The 25,274-nt window shown below is 68.0% G+C and carries 26 protein-coding genes and 1 tRNA gene; 12 read left to right on the forward strand and 15 right to left on the reverse strand.

The window, feature by feature from the left end:
* From YU1_RS30910 to YU1_RS34545, 4 genes are all read right to left on the reverse strand, one after another.
* Positions 1 to 630: DNA-binding protein (locus tag YU1_RS30910; protein ID WP_035716522.1), on the reverse strand; the 630-nt coding region annotated here is incomplete at its 3' end.
* Entirely contained in the window at positions 627 to 1,085 is a 459-nt protein-coding gene (locus YU1_RS0123455) for a hypothetical protein (protein ID WP_029006157.1), read from the reverse strand. The genes YU1_RS30910 and YU1_RS0123455, both read right to left, overlap by 4 nt.
* A gap of 33 nt (positions 1,086 to 1,118) precedes the next feature.
* Positions 1,119 to 1,295 carry a hypothetical protein gene (locus YU1_RS33655; RefSeq protein ID WP_156922394.1) on the reverse strand — a complete coding sequence of 59 codons (177 nt, stop codon included), beginning with the start codon at positions 1,293 to 1,295 and terminating at the stop codon, positions 1,119 to 1,121.
* Positions 1,292 to 1,750 (reverse strand): helix-turn-helix domain-containing protein, encoded by a 459-nt coding sequence (locus YU1_RS34545; protein ID WP_245263434.1) that lies wholly within the window; start codon positions 1,748 to 1,750, stop codon positions 1,292 to 1,294. Before YU1_RS34545 ends, YU1_RS33655 begins: the two co-directional genes overlap by 4 nt.
* Positions 1,751 to 1,779: 29 nt before the next feature.
* Between YU1_RS34545 and YU1_RS0123465 the strand changes: the two genes are divergently transcribed.
* Both YU1_RS0123465 and YU1_RS30915 read left to right on the forward strand, forming a co-directional pair.
* On the forward strand, positions 1,780 to 2,295 hold the full coding sequence (locus YU1_RS0123465) for a hypothetical protein (protein ID WP_156922396.1): 516 nt from the start codon (positions 1,780 to 1,782) through the stop codon (positions 2,293 to 2,295).
* 421 nt (positions 2,296 to 2,716) lie between these two features.
* A complete protein-coding gene (locus tag YU1_RS30915) occupies positions 2,717 to 4,132 on the forward strand; it encodes an MDR family MFS transporter (protein ID WP_051357270.1) in 1,416 nt (471 codons plus the stop codon).
* A 24-nt stretch (positions 4,133 to 4,156) separates the two neighbouring features.
* Here the strand turns inward: YU1_RS30915 and topA are convergent, their stop codons facing one another.
* Positions 4,157 to 6,850 carry a type I DNA topoisomerase gene (topA, locus tag YU1_RS0123475; protein WP_029006159.1) on the reverse strand — a complete coding sequence of 898 codons (2,694 nt, stop codon included), beginning with the start codon at positions 6,848 to 6,850 and terminating at the stop codon, positions 4,157 to 4,159.
* A 187-nt stretch (positions 6,851 to 7,037) separates the two neighbouring features.
* Here topA and YU1_RS30920 point away from each other — a divergent pair, with 187 nt between their 5' ends.
* Positions 7,038 to 7,286, forward strand: a complete 249-nt coding sequence (locus YU1_RS30920) for a hypothetical protein (protein WP_035716525.1) — start codon at positions 7,038 to 7,040, stop codon at positions 7,284 to 7,286.
* On the opposite strand, the gene YU1_RS0123485 is transcribed toward YU1_RS30920, so the two are convergent.
* Positions 7,258 to 8,439, reverse strand: coding sequence for an MFS transporter (locus YU1_RS0123485; protein ID WP_084540081.1), 1,182 nt, complete (start codon positions 8,437 to 8,439; stop codon positions 7,258 to 7,260). The two genes, YU1_RS30920 and YU1_RS0123485, sit on opposite strands and share 29 nt — an antisense overlap.
* A gap of 117 nt (positions 8,440 to 8,556) precedes the next feature.
* On the opposite strand from YU1_RS0123485, the gene YU1_RS0123490 reads away from it, so the two are divergent.
* Positions 8,557 to 9,171, forward strand: a complete 615-nt coding sequence (locus tag YU1_RS0123490) for a TetR/AcrR family transcriptional regulator (protein WP_051357271.1) — start codon at positions 8,557 to 8,559, stop codon at positions 9,169 to 9,171.
* Between the two features lie 72 nt (positions 9,172 to 9,243).
* Positions 9,244 to 10,500 (forward strand): cyclic nucleotide-gated ion channel, encoded by a 1,257-nt coding sequence (locus YU1_RS0123495; protein ID WP_156922398.1) that lies wholly within the window; start codon positions 9,244 to 9,246, stop codon positions 10,498 to 10,500.
* Positions 10,501 to 10,604: 104 nt separating this feature from the next.
* Here YU1_RS0123495 and YU1_RS0123500 read toward each other — a convergent pair whose 3' ends face one another.
* The gene (locus YU1_RS0123500; RefSeq protein WP_029006163.1) at positions 10,605 to 11,819 is read right to left on the reverse strand and encodes an NADP-dependent isocitrate dehydrogenase; all 1,215 of its coding nucleotides are present in this window, start codon (positions 11,817 to 11,819) and stop codon (positions 10,605 to 10,607) included.
* A 285-nt stretch (positions 11,820 to 12,104) separates the two neighbouring features.
* Here YU1_RS0123500 and YU1_RS30925 point away from each other — a divergent pair, with 285 nt between their 5' ends.
* From YU1_RS30925 to YU1_RS0123515, 3 genes are all read left to right on the forward strand, one after another.
* Complete coding sequence (locus tag YU1_RS30925) at positions 12,105 to 13,013, forward strand: cycloisomerase (protein ID WP_245263436.1); 909 nt, start codon at positions 12,105 to 12,107, stop codon at positions 13,011 to 13,013.
* Between the two features lie 139 nt (positions 13,014 to 13,152).
* A complete protein-coding gene (locus YU1_RS0123510) occupies positions 13,153 to 14,010 on the forward strand; it encodes an RNA methyltransferase (protein WP_029006164.1) in 858 nt (285 codons plus the stop codon).
* Positions 14,011 to 14,216: 206 nt separating this feature from the next.
* Positions 14,217 to 14,293, forward strand: a tRNA-Met gene (locus YU1_RS0123515).
* A gap of 162 nt (positions 14,294 to 14,455) precedes the next feature.
* On the opposite strand, the gene YU1_RS30930 is transcribed toward YU1_RS0123515, so the two are convergent.
* The 6 genes from YU1_RS30930 to YU1_RS0123545 are packed head-to-tail and all read right to left on the reverse strand — an operon-like array spanning position 14,456 to position 19,792.
* On the reverse strand, positions 14,456 to 15,691 hold the full coding sequence (locus YU1_RS30930) for an acyl-CoA reductase (protein ID WP_051357273.1): 1,236 nt from the start codon (positions 15,689 to 15,691) through the stop codon (positions 14,456 to 14,458).
* 6 nt (positions 15,692 to 15,697) lie between these two features.
* Entirely contained in the window at positions 15,698 to 16,762 is a 1,065-nt protein-coding gene (locus YU1_RS0123525) for a LuxE/PaaK family acyltransferase (RefSeq protein ID WP_035716528.1), read from the reverse strand.
* Positions 16,755 to 18,203 (reverse strand): AMP-binding protein, encoded by a 1,449-nt coding sequence (locus tag YU1_RS30935; RefSeq protein WP_035716530.1) that lies wholly within the window; start codon positions 18,201 to 18,203, stop codon positions 16,755 to 16,757. Before YU1_RS30935 ends, YU1_RS0123525 begins: the two co-directional genes overlap by 8 nt.
* Before the next feature lie 15 nt (positions 18,204 to 18,218).
* Positions 18,219 to 18,959, reverse strand: a complete 741-nt coding sequence (locus tag YU1_RS0123535; protein ID WP_035716533.1) for an SDR family NAD(P)-dependent oxidoreductase — start codon at positions 18,957 to 18,959, stop codon at positions 18,219 to 18,221.
* Positions 18,949 to 19,299: an acyl carrier protein gene (locus YU1_RS0123540; RefSeq protein ID WP_156922400.1), complete on the reverse strand. Its 351-nt coding sequence runs from the start codon at positions 19,297 to 19,299 to the stop codon at positions 18,949 to 18,951. Before YU1_RS0123540 ends, YU1_RS0123535 begins: the two co-directional genes overlap by 11 nt.
* On the reverse strand, positions 19,256 to 19,792 hold the full coding sequence (locus tag YU1_RS0123545; RefSeq protein WP_051357274.1) for a GNAT family N-acetyltransferase: 537 nt from the start codon (positions 19,790 to 19,792) through the stop codon (positions 19,256 to 19,258). The genes YU1_RS0123540 and YU1_RS0123545 overlap by 44 nt, the downstream gene beginning before the upstream one ends.
* A gap of 390 nt (positions 19,793 to 20,182) precedes the next feature.
* Here YU1_RS0123545 and YU1_RS0123550 point away from each other — a divergent pair, with 390 nt between their 5' ends.
* From YU1_RS0123550 to YU1_RS0123565, 4 genes are read left to right on the forward strand one after another with little or no spacing between them, the layout of a single operon-like run.
* Entirely contained in the window at positions 20,183 to 21,280 is a 1,098-nt protein-coding gene (locus YU1_RS0123550) for an ABC transporter substrate-binding protein (protein ID WP_051357279.1), read from the forward strand.
* A gap of 25 nt (positions 21,281 to 21,305) precedes the next feature.
* On the forward strand, positions 21,306 to 22,148 hold the full coding sequence (locus tag YU1_RS30940; protein WP_051357276.1) for an ABC transporter ATP-binding protein: 843 nt from the start codon (positions 21,306 to 21,308) through the stop codon (positions 22,146 to 22,148).
* Positions 22,145 to 22,927, forward strand: coding sequence for an ABC transporter permease (locus YU1_RS0123560; RefSeq protein ID WP_029006170.1), 783 nt, complete (start codon positions 22,145 to 22,147; stop codon positions 22,925 to 22,927). The genes YU1_RS30940 and YU1_RS0123560 overlap by 4 nt, the downstream gene beginning before the upstream one ends.
* A 4-nt stretch (positions 22,928 to 22,931) precedes the next feature.
* Complete coding sequence (locus YU1_RS0123565) at positions 22,932 to 24,407, forward strand: amidase (protein WP_035716535.1); 1,476 nt, start codon at positions 22,932 to 22,934, stop codon at positions 24,405 to 24,407.
* A 39-nt stretch (positions 24,408 to 24,446) separates the two neighbouring features.
* Here the strand turns inward: YU1_RS0123565 and YU1_RS0123570 are convergent, their stop codons facing one another.
* Both YU1_RS0123570 and YU1_RS0123575 read right to left on the reverse strand, forming a co-directional pair.
* Positions 24,447 to 24,851, reverse strand: a complete 405-nt coding sequence (locus tag YU1_RS0123570) for a (R)-mandelonitrile lyase (protein ID WP_029006172.1) — start codon at positions 24,849 to 24,851, stop codon at positions 24,447 to 24,449.
* A gap of 196 nt (positions 24,852 to 25,047) precedes the next feature.
* On the reverse strand, positions 25,048 to 25,274 hold a 227-nt coding region (locus tag YU1_RS0123575), incomplete at its 5' end, for an IS5/IS1182 family transposase (RefSeq protein WP_029006173.1).

Raw genomic sequence — 25,274 nt, forward strand, 5'->3', positions numbered from 1 at the left:
GTCGCGCACATGGTCCGCCGTGAACAGCGGGTTGCGGGAGAGCAGCGCGAGGCAGAACACTTTCACGTCGCCCGTATTGGCGATCTCCAGCACGCCCTTGCCGCGGCGGGCGGCACCCTTGTCCACGGCGAGGCGATGGGTGGTGCCNGCCGCCTTCACCGCCCGCCAGCGGGCGAGCGTGCGCGGCGTGACGGACTTCACCGCTTCGCGCACCCAGGGCGTCACCTCGACGGCACCGGCCGCATAGGCGGCGCAGAACAGCGCATCCGCCCGCTTGCGGCCGATGCCGGCGGCGGCAGCGAAATCATCCACCGCCGCCAGGATGGCGAGGCGCCCATCCCGCTGATCCAGCGCGGTGGCGCTGGCCAGCTCGGCCTCGGGCTCGCTGGCGGCAGCCTTCGCCACCTCCAGCGGCACGTCCAGGGCCCGGAGGTGACGGGCGACATAGGCGGCACGGGCCGCGGTGGGCAGGGCTGAGAGCGGATATTCGCGGCCACCGCCGGAGGCTTGCCGGGGACGCGAATGCCACGCAGCTTTTTTGGCTCTCAGCGTGATGCCCTGTGCCGTGCTGGGCAGGCCGGGTAGGTTGTCAGCGGCCCATTCGGCCGGCGTCTTCCAAATCTCGCTCACGGCCGCCCCCCACGATAGCGGGCCTGAACCGCAGCCTTACGGCGCGCGATCTCGGCCTCACGTTCTTCCAGGAGGTGCAGCTCGATCAGGTCCGCGTAGCGCGCGGGAACAACCACATAGCCATGCTGGGCGGGGAGCCACCCCAGGAGATCGTGATCACCCGTCGCATCGATCAGCGCGACGAAAGCGTCCAGAGGAATGCGGTTGTTGGCCTTTGCCGGGCTCGCCCACGCATCAAGAGTATCCTTGCTCACCGGCCGACCGAGGTAGGCACTCACATGCTGCGCAATGTCTTCGCGGCTGCGCTCAGATTTCTTGATGGCGGTGCTGATCAATCGGGTGATGACCAGATCGAGCGGGCCTCTCGTCTCTTCACAGTTGGGGCCGACCGCAATCCGGGGCGGCTCCCAATCGCGGAACAGGTCCAGCGTATTGCGATCCGGCGCGCGCGCCATTTCACACGCCTCCCTGCCGGGTGAAGCTCGCGCTCATAGGCAGACCAGCAGGACGATGGCGAGCAGGTGCGCGCCGAGGATGACGGTTGCGAGCCCCATCATGACGTGCAGGCTTTCCGTGCGGATCTGAGCCAGCCGCCGGATCTCCCGGTCCATGGGATGCAGCGCGATGTCAGCGCGCGGCTTGGGCACAGACAGCCTGGGGCTCATGCCGCTGCTCCCATGTCCACGTCGCGCATCGCGATTTGGCTGGTGGGAGCACCTGCCTCGGGGCTATCTTTGTCCATGGACGTCGTGCCCGGATAGCGCTCAGGCCAGAGCAACGAGACATCGACGCCGAGGAAGGCAGCGAGGGCGCGTTCCCCTTTCAAGTTGCGGCGGCACAAGGCCACGCGGCAGGCGGAGGGTTCCAGGCCCGCATCGGTAGCGACACGCGTTAGTGTCGAACGCCGCCTTATCACCTCGGCTCGTATTTCGTGCCGGCCCCAACGCTTGCGCCGCATACCGTCCTCCGGGGAAGCCGGTCCTGGCAGGGAGCGGCTTTTTTCGGGTCTCGAACCGTGATCGCGATTCGTGAGGTGACGATCCCGCATTTTTGCGTGGTAGGCAACAAAAAAGCGGGCTTTCAGCCTGTGGCCGACCTGTATTTTTGCGAGTTTCGCCATTCTCATTGAAATTCAATGAGTTGTTCAGGATGCAGCGGCTTGAAAGCGACGAGGGCGATGTTTCAGGTTGGCCGCCTCAGGTTGAAGCGCGCTTCAAGCTCGTAATTTCTCGGCTCGGCGGCCTGAAAAAATGCGGGGATCTGGTCGGTGTCACGGCAGAACAGGTCGGGCGGTGGCGTGACGGGAAGTCCAAGGCGCCGTTCGTCGCCGTCGCTAAGCTGGTGGCTTCCGCGGGCCTCACCCTAGATTGGCTCACGACCGGCGAGGAAAAGCCGGACGTGAGACAGGTCGACGATGGGGTCCATGTCGACGACGAACTGATGGGCCGGGTAACCGATGCGATCGTCCGCCTCTACAAGGATGAAAAGGTAGCTCTTTCACCCGTCGACCTCGGGCGCCTCAGCGCCCGAAAATATTCCGAGATCGCATCCGCCACGGACGATGCGCTGGAACGGCTGGCGATGATCAAGCTGGTGGTGAGGCAATTGCGGGCTGATTTGCGCTCTGCCGCGGACGAGCCAGGCACCGGTAAACGCTCGGCCTAAGGGTCGTGAAGAGGGCCATTTTCGGCGTCATCGTTGACGCTGTGTTGGAAATCGCTCATTCCATGCTTGCGTCTGGCTGCCGCTAAAGCCCTGATATGCAAGCAATTTTTTTATCCGCCACCTTCCGGTTGCGGCTAAGTTCAAGCTTCAACGGTTTGCCGGCCAGCCGGCGGGGCGGCACTCGCAATCGGTGTGGGGATATGTCTCGTCGGGGAGTGACGACATAGGACGTAAGCGGGTGACATTCGATCTTGCGCGAACCGACGAAGCGCGTCGCGGTGCCATTCGATCTTGCGCGGCGACGAAAGGTGCCATCGGCGGCCAGCAGCGCAGCCAGCTCCGTCACCGCAAGGCTTTCCCGTTCATTCCCGGCAAATCCCGCCTAATCCCGGCTGTGCCCCTGGATGACATCTGATCCTGCGTGTCACACCAGACCATCGTCGCCACCGCCATGCCCACCATCGGCGCGGAGCTGCACGATTTCGAGAACCTGTCCTGGGTTGTCACGGCCTATCTCATCACGTCCACGGCTGTGACACCGCTCTACGGCAAGCTCAGCGACGTGCACGGCCGGCGGGCCATGATGCTGTGCGCCATCTGCGTGTTCTCCATCGGCTCGCTGGCCTGCGCGCTGGCGCCCAGCATGCTGGCGCTGATCCTGGCGCGGGGCCTCCAGGGGCTGGGCGGCGGCGGTCTCATCTCGCTGGCCCAGACCATCATCGCCGACGTCGTCTCGCCGCGCGAACGGGGGCGCTACCAGGGCTATATTTCCAGCGTGTTCATGGCCAGCAGCATCGGCGGACCGGTGCTGGGCGGCGTGATGGCCGAGCACCTGCACTGGTCCATGATCTTCTGGATCAACCTGCCGCTGGGCCTTGCCGCCTTCCTGATGACCGATCGCCAGCTCCGCCGCCTGCCGCGCCATGACCGCAAGGCCAAGGTGGACGTCATCGGCGCGCTGCTGATGATGATCGCCACCTCGGCGCTGCTGCTGATGCTGACCTGGGGTGGCGTGCGCTACCATTGGGACGATCCGGAGATCCTGTCGCTGGGCGCCGCCTCGGCCATCTTCGCCGGCCTGTTCGTGTGGCGCATCGCCACCGCCGAGCAGCCGTTCCTGCCGCTGTCCATCCTGCTTCACCCCATCGTGGCGCGGGGCACGGTGGCGGCGCTGCTCACCATGGGCACGCTGATCGCGCTGTCCATCAACGTGCCGCTCTATTTCGAGGCGGTGCGCCACCTCACCGCCAGCCAGTCCGGGCTCGGCCTGATCCCGCTCATGGGCGGCGTGGTGCTGGGCTCCTATATCGCCGGCCAGGCGCTGGCCCGGCTCACCCACTACAAGCGCATCGCCATCGCCGGCCTCAGCACATCGATCTCCGGGCTGCTGGTGCTGGCGCTCGGCCCCGCGCTCATGCCGCTGCCGCTGATGGCGGTGATCCTGGGCTGCGTCGGCACCGGCATGGGCTGCCTGCTGCCCGTGACGACGGTGTCGATCCAGAATGCCGTCGCGCCGCACCAGCTGGGCACGGCCACGGGCGCCATGAACTTCTTCCGCTCGCTCGGCTCGGCAGTGCTGGTGGCGGCGTTCGGCGCGGTGCTGATGGCGGCGCTGGGCATCATGCCGGGGCAGGGCGACGTCACGCGGCTGGTGGCCGGCGCGGACGCCGACGGCCTCGTCCATGCCTTCCGGCTGGTCTATGGCTGCGCCGCCGCCAGCCTTTCGGTCGGCCTCATCGCCTTGCTGAGCATGGAGCAGCGGCCGCTGCGCACCAGCGTGCGCAAGAATGCCGAGGACACCGCCGGCGAGGACGTGGTGGCGGGGGCGGCCGAGTAGCCGCCGCCCGCCGTTCCGTCCCGGTCAGCCTTCGCCCGCGGCCTTGGCGGTCTTGGCCGGCGCCTTCTTGGCGGCGGCCTTTTTGGCAGGGGCCTTCTTCGCCGCCGCCTTCTTGGCCGGTGCCTTCTTCTCGGTGCCGCCGTCCGCCGCGCTCTTGCTCGCGCTGCTCTTGCTCGGGCTGCTCTTGCGCGCCGGTTTGCGGGCGCTGGGATTGGCCGCCGCCTTGGCCTCGATCAGCACCACCGCCTGTTCCAGCGTCAGCGCGTCCGGGTCCTGCGCCTTGGGCAGGGTGGCGTTGATCTTGCCGTGGTTCACATAGGGCCCGAACCGACCGGCACGCACCGTGATGGCGCCGCCCTCGGTGGGGTGGTCGCCCAGCGTGCGTCCGGGCGCCGCCGCGCCGCGTCCGCCCCGGCCCTTGGCCTGCTTCTCCGCCAGCAGCACCACGGCCCGGTTGAGGCCGATGGCGAGGATGTCGTCGCCCGCCTCCAGATTGGCGTAGACCTTGCCGTGCTGGATGTAGGGCCCGAACCGGCCGATGCCGGCGAGGATGGGCTGGCCGTCCTCCGGATGGGTGCCGATGGGGCGGGGCAGGGCCAGCAGCGCCAGCGCCTTTTCCAGGTCCACGTCCGCCGGGGCGAGGCCCTTGGGCAGGCTGGAGCGCTTGGGCTTCTCGCCGTCCACCGCCTCGCCGAGCTGGAGATAGGTGCCGAAGCGGCCGTCGCGCAGCGTGACCTCGAGATTGGTCTCGGGATCGACGCCAAGCTTGCGCACGCCGTCGCCGCCCGCCTCGGCATCGCCGGAGAGCGGCCGGGTGTAGCGGCATTCGGGATAGTTGGAGCAGCCGATGAAGGCGCCGAACTTGCCCATCTTCAGCGACAGGCGGCCGGTGCCGCAGGTCGGGCACAGGCGCGGGTCGGTGCCGTCTTCCTTGGGCGGGAAGAGGTGGGCGGTGAGGATCTCGTCCAGCGCGTCCAGCACCTGGGAGACGCGCAGCTCCTTGGTGGCGTCCACGGCCAGCGAGAAATCGCCCCAGAAATCGCGCAGCACCTGCTTCCAGTCGATCTCGGCCGCCGACACCTCGTCGAGCTTCTCCTCCAGATCGGCGGTGAAGTCGTATTCGACGTATTTCTTGAAGAAGCTTTGCAGGAAGGCGGTGACCAGCCGGCCCTTGTCCTCGGGCACGAGGCGCTTCTTCTCAAGCTTCACATATTCGCGGTCGCGCAGCACCGCGAGCACGGCGGCATAGGTGGAGGGGCGGCCGATGCCGAGCTCCTCCATGCGCTTCACCAGCGAGGCTTCCGAATAGCGCGGCGGCGGCTCGGTGAAATGCTGCTCGGTGACGATCTCGCGCTTGTCGAGGCTTTCGCCGGCCGTCATGGCGGGCAGGCGGCGGCTCTCCTCGTCGTCGTCCTCGTCGTCCTTGCCTTCGCGATACAGCGTGAGGAAGCCGTCGAACTTGACCACGGTGCCGGTGGCGGTGAGTTCCAGCTCCTTGCCGGCGGCGCGGGCGATGATGTCGGCGGTGGTGCGCTCCAGCTCGGCCGATTCCATCTGGCTCGCCACCGTGCGGGTCCAGATCAGCTCATAGAGCCTAGCCTGCTCGGCATCGAGGTGCCGGGCCATGTCGCGCGGGCGGCGGGTCGGATCGGTCGGGCGGATGGCCTCGTGGGCCTCCTGCGCATTCTTCGCCTTGGTGGTGTATTTGCGCGGCGCGCCGGGCAGATAGCGCGGGCCGAATTGGGCGGAGATGGCGGCGCGCGTTGCGGCCACGGCCTCCGGGGCCATGTCCACGCCGTCGGTTCGCATATAGGTGATGAGGCCGACCGTCTCGCCGCCGATGTCCACGCCCTCATAGAGGCGCTGGGCGATCTGCATGGTGCGGGCGGGGGCGAGGCCGAGCTTGCGGCTGGCTTCCTGCTGCAAGGTCGAGGTGGTGAAGGGCGGCTGCGGGTTGCGCCGCATGGGCTTGGCTTCGACGCCGCGCACGCTGAAGGCGGCGCTGTCGAGCGCGGCGCGGAACGCGGCGGCCTCCTCGGCCGTGCCGACCGACAGGCGGGTGATCTTCTTGCCGTCCGCGCCGGACAGGCGGGCCTCGAAGGCATCGCCGCGCGGCGTCGCCAGCTGGGCGACGATGGACCAGTATTCGCGGGCCTGGAACAGCTCGATCTCGCGCTCGCGGTCGCAGACCAGGCGCAGCGCCACGGACTGCACGCGGCCGGCGGAGCGGGCGCCGGGCAGCTTGCGCCACAGCACCGGGGAGAGGGTGAAGCCGACCAGATAGTCGAGGGCGCGGCGGGCGAGATAGGCATCCACCAGCGCCACGTCGATGGCGCGCGGCGCCTTCATGGCGTCCAGCACGGCCTGCTTGGTGATGGCGTTGAAGACGACGCGCTCGACCTTCTGGTCCTTGATCGCCTTCTTCTCGCGCAGCACTTCCAGCACGTGCCAGGAGATGGCCTCGCCTTCGCGATCCGGGTCGGTGGCGAGGATCAGGCCGTCAGCGCCCTTGACCGCCTTGGCGATCTCGTTGAGGCGCTTCTGCGCTTTCGGATCCACTTCCCAGAGCATGCGGAAGTCCGCCTCCGGGTCCACTGAGCCGTCCTTGGACGGGAGATCCCGAATGTGCCCGTACGAAGCGATGACCTCGTAGCCTGGACCCAGATATTTGTTGATCGTCTTCGCCTTAGCCGGCGATTCGACGATGACGACCTGCATTGGACAACAATCTCTTGAGAACGCCGCGGCCCCTGGCGGCGGCCGCAACATGGGGTTGGACGGCAGGGCTGTCAAATCCCCCGCATCCGGACACCATCCACGGCGTCGCTCGCATTATACAACCATAGGTAAGTTGTAATGGTGATCATATGCCGGAGGATGTAACGTGAGGGGCGGGGGATCAGGCATGAGCGGCGCGGAACCGGAGCATAGGACAGCCAATCCCGACGACTTCGCCGCCTATGTCGCGGCCATGGCCGGCGAGTTGGCCGGCCTGGCGCGGGGGCATGGCTTCAGCACGCTGGCCTATCTCCTGGAAATGGTGCGGCTGGAAGCGCGGGGCGCCATCCGCAAGTCGGTGAACCGGCGTTCGTCCGCGCTGCCGCCGGACCACGCGGCGCAAGGGCTCAGCGGGGTTGCGCCAGAACGCCGATGACGGCGAGGGTGATCACGAAGGCGCCATAGACGTCGGCGGTGGCCTGCAAGCCCAGGTCGCCGGCCAGCCGGCCGGCGGCGATGGCCGGCAAGCTCAAGGCGAGATAGCTCTCCACATAGAAGGCCGAGAGCAGGGCGCCGCGTTCCTCCGGCGCCGCCAGCGGCACCACGGTGCGCACCGCGCCCAGGAAGCCGCCGCCGAAGCCGATGCCGGTGATCATCATGCCCGCAATCAGGACCTGGGCGGCACCGGCATGGACACCGGCGAGGATCACCGCGAAGCCGCCGGCCAGGAACAGCGCACCGAGCGTGCGGGCGGTCCGCGCCGAGCGCTGGCGCAGCAGCAGCACGGCGGCCGCGCCGGGCAGCGTCAGCGCGCCGACCAGGAGGCCTCCGAGCAGCGGCGTCGCGATGCCGGTGGCCATCCGCACCAGCGAGGGCATCAGCGACAATGAGAACCCGCCCACGGACCAGATCGCCACGTTGAGCGGGGTGATCCGGACGAGCGCCGTGCGCGCGGCCGGCGGCACCTCGACCCGCGGCCAGAGGGAGGCCAGCGCGCCGGAGCGCAGCGTCACGGTCTCCCGCGTGCCCCATAGCAGCACCGCCTGGAGCGCGAAGGCGGACAGGAAGACGCGGTAGATGACGAGGGTCGGGGCGGAGACGTAGGCGGCCAGAAAAGCTGCGCCCATGCCGCCCACGGCCATGCCGACCAGCGGCGAGATGCTGTTGATGATCGCACCGTGGCGCCGGCTGCTGTCGATCAGCGCGGCGCCGAGGACGCTGCTGGCCGCTCCCGTGGCGAAGCCCTGCACGAGACGCGCGGCGATCAGGTCGCCGACGCCGTCCGCCCGCTCGAACAGCAGCATGGCGACGATCTCCAGCACCAGCGCGGCGCACATAACCGGCCGCCGCCCCACATAATCGGACAGCGCGCCGACCGTGAGCAGGGCGACCAGCAGGCTGAGCGCATAGACGGCGAAGATCACCGTCAGCATGGCCGGCGAGAAGCCCCATTGCTCCTGATAGAGCCGGTAGAGCGGCGTCGGCGCCGCCGAGGCGGCGAAGAAAGTGCCGAGGATGCAGCCCTGGAGTGCCACAGCCGCCCCGGCCCGCCACGGGGGAGCCTGTGGCGGCCTGGCTTCCGCTAACATCGACATGGGATCATCCAGACGTTATTGCAAAGAATGTGCGTTAAGATCCTATAGGTCGCTCACTGGATAAAAGCAAATAATTTGCGTTAGTGGGCGGCGTGACCGAGGGCAGGACGAATGAAGGAAGCCGGCAAGCCGAAGGGAGAGCCGCGCGGCGCGGCGACGCCGGGGCTGCGACCGGGCGGGCGCAGCGCGCGGGTCCAGGCCACGGTGCATGCGGCCGTGCGCGACCTGCTGGCGATGCACGACCGCTCCGAACTGAGCGTGCCGCAGGTGGCGGCCCGCGCGGGCGTGACCCCGTCCACCATCTACCGCCGATGGGGCGACCTGCAGGAACTGCTGGCCGACGTGGCGCTGGAACGGCTGAAGCCGGAGACCGATCCGATCGATACCGGCAGCCTGCGCTCCGACCTCGAGCTATGGCTGGAGCAGTATCGCGAGGAGATGTCCTCCGCGCCCGGTGCGGCGTTGATCCACGACGTGCTGGCGAGCATCGACCGCCCCCTCGGCGCCGCGCAATGCTGCACCTTCTCCAAGCAGCAGTTCGCGGTCATGACCGCCCGGGCTGCGGCGCGGGGGGAAGCTGTTCCCGATCTGGATACGATCGTGGATGTCTGCCTCGCCCCGATCGTGTACCGCATCCTTTTCGGCGACACGGTGCCGGGTGCGGGCTACGTGGAAGGGCTGGTGGCGCGGCTGCTGGCGGGCCTGGAGCCCCGCCCGGCCCGCTGAGCCCGCGCCGGGTGTATCGGGGCTTGCGTTCGGCCGGTGTGTCCGGCATCTGCCCCTTGCGGGAAGGGCGGTATGATCAGCGCCTGGGGAGGCGGCCAGATGCAGGGCGGCGCGGCACGGATGCGGCAATGGCGCAAGCGCGTCTATGAGGTGCTGGAGCGCGACGCCGTGCAGGACGCCACCGCGCGGGTGGTGCATGTGGCGCTGGTGCTGCTCATCCTCGCCAACGCAGCTGCGGCGGTCATCGAGACGGTGCCGGAACTGGACGCGCACTACCGCGCCGAACTGCACGTGTTCGAACTGGTATCGTTCGTCATCTTCTGCGTGGAATATGTGCTGCGCCTCTGGGTGGCGCCGGAACACCCGCGCTTTCGCGGCTTCACCACGTCCCAGGCGCGCATGCGCTATGCGATGACGCCGGCCGCCATCATCGATCTGCTGTCGGTGGCTCCCTTCGGCCTCGTGCTGATGTTCAACGCCGACCTGCGGACGGTGGCGCTGTTCCGTCTCGTCCGCTTCATGAAGCTCGCCCGCTATTCGCCGGGCTTGTCCTCGCTGGTGGAGGCGATGCGCAACGAACGCCATGCGCTGTTCGCCTGCCTCGGCATCATCTCCGCGGTGGTGCTGATCGCCGCTTCCGCCATGTACGTGGCCGAGCGCGACGTCCAGCCCAAGGTGTTCGGCTCGATTCCGCTGGCGGCGTGGTGGGCGGTGGTGACGGTGACCACGGTCGGCTACGGCGACGCCGTGCCGATCACCTTGGCCGGGCGGCTGGTGGCGGCCGCCGCCATGATCTCAGGCCTCGTCATGCTGGCGCTGCCCGTGGGCATTATCGCCTCGTCCTTCGCCGACGTCATCCGGCGGCGTGATTTCGTGGTGAGCTGGGGCATGGTGGCGCGGGTGCCGCTGTTCGCCGAACTGGACGCGGGCGGCATCGGCGAGATCCTGCGGCTGCTCTCGGCCCACACCGCGCAGCCGGGCGAGATCCTGGCGCGGCGGGGCGACCCCGCGCACTCCATGTATTTCATCCTGTCCGGCGAGGTGCAGGTGGAGCTGAAGAACGGCATCGTCCGGCTGGGCGAGGGGCATTTCTTCGGCGAGATGGCGCTGCTCTCGCGCACCGTGCGCAGCGGTACCATCCGGGTGCTGAGCCGCACGCAATTGCTGATCCTGGACGGCCGCCACCTGGACGACCTGATGGCGCGGCGGCCGGAAATCCGCAAGCGCATCCGCGACCTGCAAGGCGCGGGCACGATGCATCCGCTGAAGCCGCAGGGCGACATGACCACAGAGGAACTCAACGAAGACGACGGCCCGCGCCAGTCCTGAGGACCGGGCGGGCCACGAAGGTGACGGACGCGCAGGCGCGCCCGGAGCACTCAGTGGACGTCACTCATGCGCGCGAAGGGCCATGGCGCGTCGCGCGACGGGCCTCAGGCCGCGAGGGCCTTGGCGAGGTTGTCCGACACCTTGTCCAGGAAGCCCGTGGTGGAGAGCCACTTCTGGTCCGCGCCCACCAGCAGGGCGAGGTCCTTGGTCATGTCGCCGGCTTCCACCGTGTCGACGCAGACCTTCTCCAGCGTGTCGGCGAAGCGCTTCAGCTCGTCATTGCCGTCGAGCTTGGCGCGGTGCGCGAGGCCGCGGGTCCAGGCGAAGATGGAGGCGATGGAGTTGGTGGAGGTCTCCTTGCCCTTCTGGTGCTCGCGATAGTGGCGGGTCACCGTGCCGTGGGCGGCTTCCGCTTCCACGGTCTGGCCATCGGGCGTCATCAGCACGGAGGTCATCAGGCCGAGCGAGCCGAAGCCCTGGGCCACGATGTCCGACTGCACGTCGCCGTCATAGTTCTTGCAGGCCCACACATAGCCGCCGGACCACTTGAGCGCCGAGGCGACCATGTCGTCGATCAGGCGGTGCTCGTAGATGATCTTGCGCTTCTCGAACTCGGCCTTGAACTCGGCGTCATAGACCTCCTGGAAGATGTCCTTGAAGCGCCCGTCATAGGCTTTCAGGATGGTGTTCTTCGTGGAGAGGTAGACCGGATAGTTCCGCATCAGGCCGTAGTTCAGCGAGGCGCGAGCGAAATCGCGGATCGACTCGTCCAGGTTGTACATGGACATGGCGACGCCGGCGCCGGGGAACTTGTAGACTTCCTTCTCGATCTTCGTGCCGTCTTCGCCCACGAAGGAGATGGAGAGCGTGCCCTTGCCGGGCACCTTGAAATCGGTGGCGCGGTACTGGTCGCCGAAGGCATGGCGGCCGACCACGATCGGCTGGGTCCAGCCGGGCACGAGGCGCGGGACGTTCTTGCAGATAATCGGCTCGCGGAAGATCACGCCGCCGAGGATGTTGCGGATGGTGCCGTTGGGCGACTTCCACATTTCCTTGAGGTTGAATTCCTTGACGCGGGCTTCGTCCGGAGTAATCGTGGCGCACTTCACGCCCACGCCGTGCTTCTTGATGGCGTTGGCCGCGTCGATCGTGACCTGATCGTTGGTCGCGTCGCGGTTCTCGACCGAAAGGTCGTAATACTCGAGGTCGACATCAAGGTAGGGGTGGATGAGCTTGTCCTTGATGTACTGCCAGATGATCCGCGTCATCTCATCGCCGTCGAGCTCGACGACGGGATTTGCGACCTTGATCTTCGCCATAGGTGACACCTCACGCGGATTCCATGTCGTATTGGGGCCTCGGCGCCGATCCGCGCGGCTGGCGCCGGTTTGCGCGTCATACCGCGATGCCGCGCCAAGCGAAAGCAGGGCGTCGCGCCGACTTTAGGGTAAGGGGCCGCGCGCCCGGGCCGGGGGGCGGCAAGGGCGGGCGGGCCGGGCGGCCCATGGGTGATCCTCGGGGTGTCGCGAGAGCTTCACGGTCGTTTGCTAAGCGCGCCTTATCACCCCGTCCCGGAGGCAGCAGGCTGCCCCCTAGGAGCCCCCATGATCGCCCGACCTCTGCCCATGCCCCGTCGCCGTTCCGCCGCCCGCATCCTAGGGGCCGGCGCCCTGGGCGCCATGACCCAGGCTGCTCTGACCCTGGCGGCCCTGGCCCTGGCCGCCCCCAGCGTGATGGCGCAGGAACAGCGCGCTCCCGCGCAGACCATCGCCCGTTTCGACATGCCCGAGGCGCGCCAGGCCGTGGCCGTGACCGACCGCTATGTCTACGCCATCGACGACCGCACCATCGTCAAGCTCGACAAGGTGACCAGGCAGGTGCTGGCCAAATGGGAAGGCCCCAAGGCGGGCCCGATCCTGCATCTCGACAGCGGCGTCGTGCGCGATGGCAAGCTCTATACCGCCCATTCCAACTACCCGAGCTGGCCGATGGCGAGTTCGATCGAGGTGTGGGATGCGGAGACGCTGAAGCACCTGGAAACCCACAGCTTCGGCATTGACCGGGGCTCGTTCACCTGGCTCGACCGCGATCCGCAAGGCCGCTGGTTGGGCGCCTTCGCCAATTACAACCGCGTGTTCGACAAGAGCCCGCTGGCCTATGGCAACAAGTATGCGACCCAGCTGGTGCGCTTCAATCCCGACTGGTCCGTGGCGGAAGCGTGGGTCTATCCGGACGCCCTCATCGCCAAGTTTCAGGACATGAGCAATTCCGGCGGCGCCTTCGGTCCCGACGGACGGCTGTACATCACCGGCCACGACAACAGCGAACTCTATGTCGTCGCCCCGCCGGAGATGGGCCCTGTCATGCGCTGGGTCGAGACGATCCCGATCGAGATCGGCGGCCAGGGCTTTGCGTTCGATCCGGCCGAGCCCGGCGTGGTCTGGGGCCTCATTCGCGGCAAGTCCGGCGGCCCCAGCCAGATCACCGTCAGCCGCCTGCCGGCGCGGCCCTGAGACAGCCCCGCTCCGGCGCGCCGGGGCGGGAAACCCGTTCAATTCCGCCCGGACATGTTCTAGGAGGGGGCATGTCCGAGCATTCCTTCCTTCATCGTCTTCGCACCGGCGCCGGCCCTGTCCTCCGAGGGGGCTGCTGATGCCTGGGTCCGGAACAGACAGCAGCAAGCCATGGGCCGAGGGCGGGCCGGTGGTGATCCTCGTGGAGCCGCAACTGGGCGAGAACATCGGCTCGGCGGCGCGCGCCATGGGCAATTTCGGCCTGTCGCGGCTGCGGATCGTCAATCCGCGCGAGGGCTGGCCGAACGAGAAGTCGCGCATCTTCTGCGCCGGCGCCGACCGCATTCTCGACGAGGCCCGGCTGTTCCCCGACCTGCGCAGCGCGCTGGCCGACGTGACCTATGCGGTCGCCACCACGGCGCGCGAACGCGGCATGGCCAAGCCCGTCCATGCCGCCGACGCGGTGGCGCGGGACACGGTGGCGCGCCTTGCTGCGGGGGACGACGTGGCCCTGGTGTTCGGCCGCGAGCGCACCGGCCTCTATACCGAGGAGGTGTCGCTGTGCGACGCCATCCTCACGCTGCCGGTCAACCCCGCCTTCGCCTCGCTGAACCTGGCCACGGCCGTTGCGGTCACCGCATACGAATATTCCAAGGCGGCCAGCGGCGGCGCGCTGCCTTTCGCCATGCCGGAGCGTTCGCCGCCGGCCGAGCGCATCGACCTGTTCGCCTTCTTCGATCATCTCGAACGCGAACTGGAGGAGGCCGCCTTCTTCCGCTCGCCGGAAAAGCAGCCGTCCACCACGCGGAACCTGCGCAACATCTTCCACCGCTGCGAACTGACCAAGCAGGACCTCGCCACCCTGCACGGCGTGGTGACGGCGCTGGTGGAGGGGCGCCAGGGCCGGGAATTGCGCAAGGCCGAGCGCAACGCCCGCGCCGCCGCCAAGCGCCGCCCCGCCGGTCCGCCGGACGGGGAGGGCGGCCAGGAGGGTTGAGCGGCGCGCGGGGCAGCCATCCCCCGTTATTTGCCGCGGCCGAGAACCAGCCGCCGCAACGGCTTGCATGGCCGGGCGGGGGCATTCCATCCACAGGCGGCTTGCCGGCGGCGCTTTTTTTCGCATCAGGGGTTTCAATGGCGGGGGGGTATTGCTACATACGCCTCACCAACCGCCCGGTTCGCCGGCAAACGGTTTGGCTCTGACGCGGGGTGGAGCAGCCCGGTAGCTCGTCAGGCTCATAACCTGAAGGTCACAGGTTCAAATCCTGTCCCCGCAACCAAAACTTGAAGTTAAATCAGGGAGCTAGGCAATCGCCTCGCTCCCTGATTTCGTTTTGGGGCCCAAAACGCGCCTCCGGTACGGCGGATGGCTTCCTGTTCGCCGTTGGTCCCCTGGCCGGTGCGGCCGCCGACAGTGCAGCGCGCCGGACGCTCTGCGCGGGTCACGTCAAGCGGCACGAGCGGGTGAGCTCAAACAGAATGTCGTAGCCGTCCCAGACGTGGTCGAAATCGAGCGCGGCGCCCACCGGCGCCCATCGCGACACGCCGGGGCCGAGGTATCTCTCCGCGGCCAGTCGAATCTCCTCGGCCGAAAAGCCGAAGTGCGTCACGGTCTGGTCCCGCTCGCGCAGCAGGCCGTTGAGGTCCGCGAGGTCGGGGATGAACGCGATGCCCAGGAAGCCGCCACCGACCCTGCGCTCGATGCGGTCCGGGCCGGCGGCGAATACCGCGGTCAGTTCCGCTCCGCGCCAGGACACCTCGTTCGCGTCGCCCGTCGCGGCGGCGGAGAAGGCCGCGGCCATCTTGGTGATCTGCTGGCCCGTCGCGCTGGCCGCGCCCCGGCCGGCCGCCACCAGGGACAGGCTGCCCAACAGCGCCTTGACGGCAGCGGCATGCTCGGATGCGCTGCCGACCACATAGAGGGCCTGGGGAGAGGAACAGGCCATCTGGTCGAAGACGAAGACGTCGTTGAACAGGCGATGCGCCAATGCGTCCGTCCCGCCCGCGTCGAGAGCGGCGATCGCCGCCCCCTTCAAGACACCAAGGGACGAGCGGTCGCCGAACCACAGGGACTTGCCGCCGTTGCGCAGCGGCAATCTTTCGAACGCGGCGATCTTCGCGTCGCCGCCCCAGACCACCCGCGCGTCGCAGTGCGCCGAGATGACCGCGCTCATCTCGCTGTCGGACGGATAGTGGATGAACATCTGGGTGCGTTCGCCGGTCGCCTCCAGCGCGCCGAGAAACTGATCCAGCACCCAGCTCACCTCGGGGCTGAGTTCCTGAGGCATGCGCACGACATTGGCGTTTCCCGCCAGGTACGAGAGGATCCACGAATAGAGAAAGATCGTCTCGACATTCTTGGGAGGCAGATGGAAGGCGAGGCCACGGGGGCGGCGCAGGGTGCCGGGCAGGTCCCTGTCGCGGAAACTGCGCTCCAACTGCCGAAGCGCGGCAAGGCGCGTCCAGAAGCCCAGATAGGTAACGAAGGGCGACACCTCCGCCTTGCGCCGGATGATCGCATCGGCGACCGACGCCACCAGTTCCACCCGCCCGGCATCGAAGGGCGGCGGCAAATGCAGGCGCGACGCGTCGAGGCGCTCACGGAGCTGGTGCGTTTCGAGCGGGTGCCGGCCGCCTTGCGGGCCGAAGGAGGTGATGGTCATCTGCGTGTTGCCCATGGCGCTTCACCGAGCCTCCGAGGCAATGACGTCGCTGCATCCGCGCAGTTCAGCCTTGGCGACCCGTCCGGCGATGGTGATGGCCTTGCCGAAGCGATCGCCCCGCCCGCTGTCCATGGCGACGACCGTGCCCCGGTCCTCCGTCAGCACGCTGTGGCCGGGATAGGATTTCGGCAGCAGCGACACCACCTGGAGCACGCCCTCTTCGCCCTCCGCCGCTTCCTCCCAACTGCCGGGACGGCGCACGATGACGTCGGTGAAATTGGGCGGGTACAGCAGCCCGTCGGGGCCTTCCACGAACATCGAGCCGATCTGCTCGACGAAGCCGTAGAAATTATAGATGTGCGTGAGGTTGAACCTGGTCTTCAGCGCGGCCCGGAACACCGCGTTGGAGACACGCTTTTCCTCGAGTTTCTTCCAGCCGCCGGAATGGACCAGGATCGCATTTGAGAGATCGAGTTCGCCATCGCCATACTGCTCGAAGAGCTTGGTCCACACCAGGAAGGTGAAGCCGAAGATCAGGAACGGCCGTCCGCCGTTGGCGGCAACGAAGCGGCGCACGGCGGCATCGTCGATCTCCAGATCCGGCGCCAGCGCGAACGTCGCCTTCGCGCCGAATTTCATCATGCCGAGCACGCCTGCGCCGCGCGCCGTCAGATTGTCGGCTTTGATGACATCCTTCGTGTCGATCGCAAGGAACGGCAGCCGGCTGTCGCCCAGGATCGGCCGGAACGTGGCCACCAGCGCGCGGGCCTGGCGCTCGGCCGTCTCCGCGTCGAGGACGATGCGGCTGGGTGTCTGCCCCGTGGTGCCGCTGGACTGGAGGGTCATCACGGGCGTGGCGGTCGACGCAAGGACGTGCTGCTTGAACAATTGCACCGGCAGGAACGGCAGATCCGCGATCGAACCGCAGGCTTTCAGGCCGCCCCAGGCGGCATCGATGATCCGGGCGTAGGGCGCGCAGCGCTCATAATGGAACCGCGTCAGGTCGTTCAAGCCGGGCAGCAGCAGGGCGCCCTTCTCGGCCTGCCGCAGGGAATAGGGCGGAGCCTCCAGAAGCCGTTCAAACATCCAAGGCTCCCTTCAGGCGGGCATAGTCGATCTTTCCGCTGGATTTGCGCGCCAGCTCGGGCAGGGCGCGCAGGACGAAGCTGGCCGGAGGGATCTTGCAGGCTCTGGCCAGCGCCTTCGCCTGGTCCCTGGCCGTCGGCGGAACCTCCCCTTCGAACGCCAGGGCGATGCGCTCCCCGAGGTCCACGCAGGCGACCGTGCCGAGCGAGGCCAGTTCCCGTTCCATGTCATCGAGGCTGAGCCGCAAGCCGGCGATCTTGGCGAAGCGCGCGGCACGCCCGGACAGAAACAGGAAGCCCTCCGCGTCCAGCCGTCCCAGGTCCCCGGTTTCCAGTCGCCCGCCCGTCACGTCGCCGAGCGCCAGGTCGGCGCGGTGCTCGGCATAGCCCAGCATGACGTTGGGGCCTTCATAGACCACGCGGCCGGTCTCTCCGGCCGGAAGGGGCGCGCCCTCGGGATCGACGATGGCCAGCCGCCCGCCGGGCATGGCCATGCCCACCGATCCGAGCTTCTCCCGCAGGCGTTCGCTGGGCAGGCAGGCGATGCGCGGGGCCGCCTCGGTCTGCCCATACATCACGAAGAAGCGGGCCTCCCGTTCGTCGGCCCTGGCGCGCACCGCGGCCTGGATGCGCCCGTCGAGGTGGCCGCCCGCCTGGGTGAAGGTGTCGACCGACGGGGGCACCACGTCGAAGCCGAGGCGGGCAAGGACGCTGTAATGGAACGGCACGCCGGGAAAATGCGTGCCGCCGCCGGCGCGCACCTTGGCCCAGAAGTCCGGCGAGGTGATCGCGTCGTCCATGACGGCGATGCGCCCGCCCGCGGCCAGATGCGAGGTGACCACCGACAGGCCGTAGGAATAGTGGAACGGCAGATGGGCGATCGCCACGCTGTCCGGCGTGAGGGAGAGGCTTGCCGCGATCTGCCGTGCATTTGCCGCGACCGCGCGCCAGGACAGGCGCACGAACTTCGAGCTTCCCGTTGTTCCCGAGGTCAGCAGAAGCAGGCCGAGTTCCGGCGCCAGCGAGCCGGCGCCTACCGCGGCCCGCCGCGACGCCATGGCCGGAAGCGGGCCGCCGCCGGTGGCGCGATCCCAGTCCTCCCCGGCGCAGGCGTGGGCGCTGCCAGCCCCGAGCACGATCTCGGGCCGGTAGCGGTCCAGCAGGCCCGCCAGCTTCTCGCCGGACAGCGTGGGGTCGATGAGCGCGACCGCGTGGCCCGCGGCTGCGGCCGCCAGGACGCCGATCAGGGTGCTCCGGTGGTTGGTCGCGAGAACAAAGACGAGTTGCTTTCCCGGCCGCTCCAGGGCCGCGGCAAACGCCAGGGCCAGGTCGCGCACCTCTCGCCCCGTCAGCCAGCTTGCGTCGTCGTCATCCCACAATAACGGGTGGTCGGACGCGCCCGTCCGCTCGGGCAGCAGGTCGGCGCATGTCGGATCGATCATGGGTCCGATCCCCGCTCAGATGACCATGCCGCCGTCGACCCGCAGCACCTGTCCGGTGATGTAGCGCGACATGTCGGAGCACAGGAACAGCACGGCGTCGGCCACATCCTCGGGCGTGCCGGCCCGGCCGAGGCCTATGGCCTTGAGCGACTGGGCCTTCACCTCGTCGCCGAGCCGGGCGGTCATGTCGGTTTCGATGTAGCCGGGTGCGACGGCGTTGACCCGCACGCCCTTCGGCGCCAGCTCCTTGGCGGCGGCGCGCGTCGCGCCGATGACGCCGGCCTTGGAGGCGGCGTAGACCAATTGCCCTGCGGCCCCCTCCATGCCCACCACGGACGCCACGTTCACGATGCTTCCCCCCGACCGCGCCATCAGGCGGGCGGCCGCCTGGATCAGGTGGATCGGGCCGGCGAGGTTGAGATCGAGGGTGGCGCGCATATCCTCGTCGGAGATCATCCCGATCATCGCCGCCCGCATGATCCCGGCATTGTTGATCAGGGCATCGAGCCGCTTGTGACGGGCGAACACGGCGCGCACGAGCTGCCGCGCGTCCTCCGGGTCCGACATGTCCCCGGCCTGGACGAAGACCCGGTCCGGCGCCGGGCCTGCGAGCTGGTCGACGATGGAGGCGTCGATCTGCCGTGCGTTGAGGACCACGGTGGCGCCCGCTTCGAGCAGGCGCCGCGCAATGGCAAAGCCAATGCCCCGCGACGCCCCCGTGACGAGGGCGACCCTGCCGGACAGATCAGTGTTCATCGTACTTGGCCATGATTTCGACAGCCTTGTCGAAGCTGCTCATGGCCAGGATCTCGTTCGCCTCGAGCATGGCGTCGAACTGGGTTTCCAGAGCCGCCACCAGAGTCATGTGCCCGATGGAATTCCACTCGGGGAACTCGCGATAGACCAGCGAGGCGCGGTCAATCCCATCCTCAAGGTCGAAGGCGTCCTTGAACGCAGCAAATACCTTTTCCTCCAATGTCATATGACACCCCCGTGGCGTGAACGGCTTCAAATCGTCCGATTCAAGATCGCGCGTTGATTGTGATTTCTGACTAGTGCAGTGGGGCCAGCGCTCTCTGGAGAAGAATAACGTCATGCCGCTGCTCAGCCGCATCGACGAAATGGCTTTCCAGCGTGCCGATCGTCTTGTAGCCGCACAGATGGTTCATCCGGATGGCATCGGTATTGTCGGCCCTGATCTCAGCCATGAGCTTCAGCAGGCCCAGTTCAGACCGCGCCGAACGCATCAGTTCACGCATGGCGAGGAGCGCGACCCCGGGCAGGCGGCAGTGGTGCGAGACGGCCACGGCGCCATAGCCGAAACGGTCCCGCGCATTGACTTCGCTGACCTGGATGAAACCCAGAACTTGCTGCGCCTGCGCTTCGGAAATCACACGAAACAGCCCGCCGGGCTCGCTGACGCGACGCGCGATCCAGTGCCGGACGGCCTCGTCGTCCGTGCGGTCGGGGATCGACATCAGCATGGCCTGCATGCGCGGGTCCCGGCGCATCTCGGCGAGCGCCGCAAAATCTGCATCGACCGGCGGCCTGAAAATGACCGACAAGTCGCGCGTCTCGCCTTCCGGCATCACCCTCTCCTTGCGGAAAACGGTCTCGGTAAGTCCGTGCCCAGCGACGGAGCATAACCTCCCATAGTCCCTCCACGAGAGCTTTCCCCGGTATTGCTTGCGCAGGGGTTGCGCGTCCGGTTTTCCGGTTGCCGCGGCGGTCCCGTGCGTTGCGCGCCGTATGCAAGGCTTTGGCGGAGAGGATGCGCCGGGGCGCGCGCTCCCTGTCCCGCGGGGCGCGGTTCGGCTGGTCTGCATCGGCCGAAGGTCATAAGCTCGACCGCGGTCAGCGATGCCGCTGGCGAGTCCCGCGCGGCGGGTTCATTGTCAGCTATTATTTTTATAGATTTTATCGGATATGGCTTGTAAACCGCTGTGCCGTTCCGGCGGCCGCACTCGGAGTTCCACCTGATGCTTTCCTTCCCGATCAAGCGTGCCCTGAGGCTGGGCCTGGCCATCGGCGTCGCCGCCTCCGTCCTCGCGCGGGCCGGGATCGCCGACGCGGCGGACAAGGTCCTGATCGGGCTCGCCATTCCCCCGACCGTGACCGATGGCGGCGTCTATGCCATCGCCGATGAGATGGGCCTGTTCAAGGACCAGAACATCGAGGTGGAATCGGTGGTGCTGCAAGGCGCCGGGGCCATCGTGCCGCAGTTGCTGCAGAAGAAGATCACCCTGGGCTTCCCGCTGCCGGAGACGCTGCTCGCCGCCCACAAGCCGGGCGAGGCGCCGCTGCCGCTGGCCTATGTCTACAACGCCAATCCCTACAATTCGCTGGAACTGGCGGTCCTGGCCTCGTCCAACATCACGTCCATCCAGGATCTGAAGGGCGGCAAGATCGGGGTGGGCGCGCTCACCTGGGGCACCATCCCGCAGACCCGCGCGCTGCTGCGCAGCGTCGGCCTGGAGCCGGGCAAGGACGTGTCCATCGTCGCCGTGGGCGTGCTCGGATCCGGCTTCCATGCGCTGCGCGAACAGCGGGTGGAGGCGCTGAACTTCAACAGCACCTGGATCGACCTGATGGAGTTGGAGGGCACCAAGGCGCGGCGCCTCGCCTATCCTCCGGTGTTCGCCAACATGGTGGTGAACGGCTTCCTCACCCATCGCGACGTCATCAAGGACAATCCGGACCTTCTCGCCCGCTTCGGCCGGGCCTATGCGCAGGCGGTCATCGCCTGCGACGCCAACCCCAAGGTATGCGTCGAGGCGTTCTGGAAGCGCAATCCCCAGGCCAGGCCCCAGGCCGACATGGACAAGGCGCTCAATGACAATGTGGAGATCCTGAAGCGGCGCCTCGCCCTCGTGGTGCGCGATGCCGACGGGAAGGATCGCGTGCCCGGCCAGTTCGACCTGGAGGTCATCCGCGCCTATGTCCAGGCGATGCACAAATATGGCGAGTTCGCCACCGCCGACATCCCGCTGGACGCCTATTTCACCAATCAGTTCGTGCCGGACTATGCCAAGTTCGACCGCGCGGCCGTGATCGCCAAGGCCAAGGCGCTGCCGTGAGGGGCTCTGTCGTGAGAATCCGACCATGACGTCGGCGCCCTCGGGCGCGGCCCTTGCCGCGGCCCCCGGTGCGGCCCCGCCGCGCCTCGTCATCTCCGACCTCGCCTTCGGCTATGGCGGGGGCAAGGGGGAGGCGGTCCTGCAGGACCTGTCGCTCAGCGTGGAGGATGGCGCCTTCGTCGCCGTGCTCGGCCCGTCCGGCAGCGGCAAGTCCACCTTGCTGCGGCTGGTCTCCGGTCTCGCAGCGCCGACCTCCGGCAGCATCGCCCTGGACGGCACGCCCATCACCGGCCCGCGCTCGGACATCGGCATGGTGTTCCAGAAGCCCACCCTGCTGCCCTGGCGCACGGTGCGGGACAACGTCCTGCTGCCGGCCGGCTTCGCCCGCGCCGCCGGGCCCAAGGCGAGGGCCGAGGCGGACCGGCTGCTGGCGCTGGTGGGCCTGTCCAAGGCGGCGGGGGCCTATCCGTTCCAGCTTTCCGGCGGCATGGCGCAGCGCGTCGGCATCGCCCGCATGCTGCTGCACGATCCCACTTTGCTGATCCTCGACGAGCCGTTCGCGGCGCTGGACGCGATGACGCGCGAGGATCTCTCGCTCGAACTCCAGTCCATCTGGATGCGCGGCCGCAAGACGGCGCTGTTCGTCACCCATTCCATTCCCGAGGCGGTGATGCTGGCCGACCGCGTGGTGGTGCTGGCCGGGCGGCCGGCGCGGGTGGTGGCGGACATTCCCGTGCCGCTGCCGCGCCCGCGCACCATCGAGACCCTGACCTCGGCGGACTTCAACACCATCGCCTACGACCTGCGGCAGATGTTCCGCGACATCGCGGGCCATGCGGGTGCGGCGATCCCGGGAGGCCCGGCATGACGGCCCTGCGCAACGCCATCTATCCGCTCATCACCCTGGCCATCGTGGTCGCCCTGTGGGCCTTCTTCACCCGGCCGGGCGGCCTGCCGTCCTATCTGCTGCCGCCGCCGGGCGCGGTGTTCTCCGCGCTCTATGCCGGGCTCGCCGATGGCAGCTACTGGCCGCACATCCGCTTCACGCTGCTGTCCACGCTCTCCGGCTACATCATCGGCAGCGCGGCGGCTGTGGTGGTGGGCATCCTGATCGCGGAATCGGAGACGTTCGAGAAGTTCGTCTACCCGCTCATCGTGGCGGTGCAGTCCATGCCCAAGGTGGCGCTGGCGCCGCTGATCCTGGTGTGGTTCGGCTTCGGCATCACCTCGAAGATCGTGCTGGTGGCGCTGATCTGCTTCTTTCCGCTGCTGGTGAATACCATCGTCGGCATCCGCCGGGCCGATCCCGAACTGGTGGAGATGTGCCGCTCCTTCAACCGCTCGCGGGCCTTCATCTTCCTCAATGTGAAGCTGCCCTCCGCCGCCAGCTCCATCTTCGCCGGCCTCCAGATCGGCATCGTCCTGGCGCTGATCGGCGCGGTGGTGGGCGAGTTCATCGCCTCCGAGCAGGGGCTCGGCTATCTCATCGGCTCGGCCACCGTGAACATGAGCGTGAGCACCATGTTCGCCGGCGTGCTGATCCTGTCGGCCATGGGCATGGCGGGGTCGAGCCTGATGCGCTTCATCCACCGCCGCGTGGTGTTCTGGGAAGGCGCGCGCCAATCCATGCCCTCTGGAGAGGTCTGAAGCGATGACCATCAACCTGGCTTCCACGCCCGACAGCCTGGCGTTCGCCTCCGCTGTCGACCTGCTCGGCCGGCTCGCGCAGGGCGCCATCACCTCGCGCGGCCTGCTGGAGCTCTATCTGGAGCGCATCGCGCACCTCAATCCGGCGCTGAATGCGGTGATCTATCTCGACACCGAGGCGGCCCGCGCCCGCGCCGATGCGGCGGATGCCGCACGGGCGCGCGGCGAGAGCTGGGGCCCGCTGCACGGCCTGCCCATGACCGTGAAGGAATCCCACCACGTGGCCGGCTGGCCGACCACCTGGGGCGACCCGGCCTATGCCGACTTCCGGCCGGACCATACCGGCGTGGTGGTGCAGCGGCTGATCGATGCCGGCGCCATCGTGTTCGGTAAGACCAACGTGCCGATCCATCTGCTGGACTGGCAGAGCTACAACGCCATCCACGGCACCACGCACAATCCCTGGCGGCGCGGCGTCACGCCGGGCGGCTCCTCAGGCGGCTCGGCGGCGGCGCTGGCCGCCGGCCTGACGGCGCTGGAGCTGGGCAGCGACGCCGGCGGCTCGGTGCGCTTTCCGGCGCATTTCTGCGGCGTGTTCGGCCATCGGCCGAGCCTCCATGTCATTCCCCAAGCCGGCAACGAGCGGCCGGGCAGCACCATCGGCAACGACGTCTCGACGTCCGGCCCCATGGCCCGCTCGGCGGCGGACCTGGAACTGCTGCTGGACGTGCTCGCCGGCCCGGCGGCGCCGGAAGCCACCGCCTGGCGGCTCGATTTGCCGCCGGCGCGGGCGCGCAAGCTCGCCGACTTCCGGGTGGCCGTGCTCTACGGCGCCGAGGTGGCTGAGGTGGACGAGACCTATGCCGCGCGCCTGCGGGCCCTGGTGGAGCGGCTGCGGGCCGAGGGCGTCCGGGTCAATGACAATGCCCGTCCGGATTTCGACTTCGCCGAGCACCACCACGTGCTGCTCCATGCGCTGCGCGGCGCGGCCAGCGGCCGGGCGCCGCAGAGCGCGGTCGATGCGGCCGAGGCGACGCTGCGGGGCGTGTCGCAGGACGACCACGGATATGTGGCCGAAGCCGCCCGCGCGCTGCTGCAGAGCCATCGCGCCTGGCTCGGCATCCAGGAGCGTCGCGCTGCCATCCAGCGGGCCTGGGCCCGCTTCTTCGAGGATTACGACGTGCTGCTGGCGCCGGTGACGGTGGCGGCCGCCTTCCCCCTGGACGAAGAGCGCCCGCGGGAGCATCGCACCCTGACCATCAACGGCCATGCGGTGGATTATAACGACCAACTGTTCTGGGCCGGGCTCGCCACGTTGTCGGGCCTGCCGGCGAGCGTCGCCCCCATCGGCGAGACCGCGGACGGGCTGCCGGTCGGGGTGCAGATCATCGGTCCCTATCTGGAAGACCGCACCCCGCTGGCCTTCGCCGCGGCGCTCGAGCCGCTGTTCGGCTTCCACATCCCGCCCGGCGTCGCTTAAAAGGCAGCCCCCGCGCCGGCGCGGGGGCTCGGGCCATCCTCAGGCCGGTCCCGCGCCGTATTGCGCGTCGGTGACGTGCTCCAACCAGTCCACGGCCTTGCCGTCGAGGGATTCCTGGATGGCGATATGGGTCATGGCGGTGGTCGGCGCGGCGCCGTGCCAGTGCTTCTCGCCCGGCTCGAACCAGACCACGTCGCCCGGCCGGATCTCCTCGATCGGGCCGCCCAGGCGCTGCACGAGGCCGCGCCCGGCGGTGACGATCAGCACCTGCCCGAGCGGATGCGTGTGCCAGGCGGTGCGGGCGCCCGGCTCGAAGGTGACGGCATTGCCCGATGCGCGGGCTGGCTCGTGGGTCGGAAAGAGCGGATCGATCCGCACCGTGCCCGAGAACCACGCCTCGGGGCCCTTGCCCGAGGGCTGGGAGCCGCTTCGCTTGATATCCATGGTCGGCCTTTCTGCGGCGGTCGCGCATCGCTGCGGCCGTCGCTCGTTGCGTGCATGCCGTCCAGTCTAGAGCGCGATCCGATCAGATTGAATCAATCTGATCAGTGAATCGCCCTCTCACTTGATGATAGAGAACGTTTTGCCGTTCAAATGGCGATGCCATTTGAACGGAACGTACTCTAGGTGGTGTGGACAGTTACCTGATCCACAGGACGATGGCAGCGATTGTGACGATGGCGAGGTAGTTTCGCGCGGTCTTCTCGAAGCGGGTCGCGACACGCCTGAACTGCTTGAGCTTGGAGAAGCAGCATTCGATCAGGTGGCGCTGAGCGTAGAGGTGCCTGTCGAGGCTATGCTTCCTGGCGCGGGATGGATTGGACGGGATGACCGCCTGCGCGTTCCTTGCCGCGATTGTGGCGCGCA

The sequence above is a fragment of the Azorhizobium doebereinerae UFLA1-100 genome (assembly GCF_000473085.1).
GTDB classification, from domain to species: Bacteria; Pseudomonadota; Alphaproteobacteria; order Rhizobiales; family Xanthobacteraceae; genus Azorhizobium; species Azorhizobium doebereinerae.

Bases quoted from the DNA above. Each gene is read 5' to 3' on its own strand.
- YU1_RS0123500 (WP_029006163.1), bottom strand. From the start codon at position 11,819: ATGGCGAAGATCAAGGTCGCAAATCCCGTCGTCGAGCTCGACGGCGAT.
- YU1_RS0123545 (WP_051357274.1), bottom strand. From the start codon at position 19,792: ATGCCGGAAGGCGAGACGCGCGACTTGTCGGTCATTTTCAGGCCGCCG.
- YU1_RS0123550 (WP_051357279.1), top strand. From the start codon at position 20,183: ATGCTTTCCTTCCCGATCAAGCGTGCCCTGAGGCTGGGCCTGGCCATC.
- YU1_RS0123455 (WP_029006157.1), bottom strand. From the start codon at position 1,085: ATGGCGCGCGCGCCGGATCGCAATACGCTGGACCTGTTCCGCGATTGG.
- YU1_RS0123490 (WP_051357271.1), top strand. From the start codon at position 8,557: ATGAAGGAAGCCGGCAAGCCGAAGGGAGAGCCGCGCGGCGCGGCGACG.
- topA (WP_029006159.1), bottom strand. From the start codon at position 6,850: ATGCAGGTCGTCATCGTCGAATCGCCGGCTAAGGCGAAGACGATCAAC.
- YU1_RS0123570 (WP_029006172.1), bottom strand. From the start codon at position 24,851: ATGGATATCAAGCGAAGCGGCTCCCAGCCCTCGGGCAAGGGCCCCGAG.
- YU1_RS0123510 (WP_029006164.1), top strand. From the start codon at position 13,153: ATGCCTGGGTCCGGAACAGACAGCAGCAAGCCATGGGCCGAGGGCGGG.
- YU1_RS0123525 (WP_035716528.1), bottom strand. From the start codon at position 16,762: ATGTTTGAACGGCTTCTGGAGGCTCCGCCCTATTCCCTGCGGCAGGCC.
- YU1_RS0123495 (WP_156922398.1), top strand. From the start codon at position 9,244: ATGATCAGCGCCTGGGGAGGCGGCCAGATGCAGGGCGGCGCGGCACGG.
- YU1_RS30935 (WP_035716530.1), bottom strand. From the start codon at position 18,203: ATGATCGATCCGACATGCGCCGACCTGCTGCCCGAGCGGACGGGCGCG.
- YU1_RS0123465 (WP_156922396.1), top strand. From the start codon at position 1,780: ATGCAGCGGCTTGAAAGCGACGAGGGCGATGTTTCAGGTTGGCCGCCT.
- YU1_RS34545 (WP_245263434.1), bottom strand. From the start codon at position 1,750: ATGGCGAAACTCGCAAAAATACAGGTCGGCCACAGGCTGAAAGCCCGC.
- YU1_RS30930 (WP_051357273.1), bottom strand. From the start codon at position 15,691: ATGGGCAACACGCAGATGACCATCACCTCCTTCGGCCCGCAAGGCGGC.
- YU1_RS30920 (WP_035716525.1), top strand. From the start codon at position 7,038: ATGAGCGGCGCGGAACCGGAGCATAGGACAGCCAATCCCGACGACTTC.
- YU1_RS0123485 (WP_084540081.1), bottom strand. From the start codon at position 8,439: ATGTTAGCGGAAGCCAGGCCGCCACAGGCTCCCCCGTGGCGGGCCGGG.
- YU1_RS30940 (WP_051357276.1), top strand. From the start codon at position 21,306: ATGACGTCGGCGCCCTCGGGCGCGGCCCTTGCCGCGGCCCCCGGTGCG.
- YU1_RS0123535 (WP_035716533.1), bottom strand. From the start codon at position 18,959: ATGAACACTGATCTGTCCGGCAGGGTCGCCCTCGTCACGGGGGCGTCG.
- YU1_RS33655 (WP_156922394.1), bottom strand. From the start codon at position 1,295: ATGAGCCCCAGGCTGTCTGTGCCCAAGCCGCGCGCTGACATCGCGCTG.
- YU1_RS0123560 (WP_029006170.1), top strand. From the start codon at position 22,145: ATGACGGCCCTGCGCAACGCCATCTATCCGCTCATCACCCTGGCCATC.
- YU1_RS0123565 (WP_035716535.1), top strand. From the start codon at position 22,932: ATGACCATCAACCTGGCTTCCACGCCCGACAGCCTGGCGTTCGCCTCC.
- YU1_RS30925 (WP_245263436.1), top strand. From the start codon at position 12,105: ATGATCGCCCGACCTCTGCCCATGCCCCGTCGCCGTTCCGCCGCCCGC.
- YU1_RS0123540 (WP_156922400.1), bottom strand. From the start codon at position 19,299: ATGACGTTATTCTTCTCCAGAGAGCGCTGGCCCCACTGCACTAGTCAG.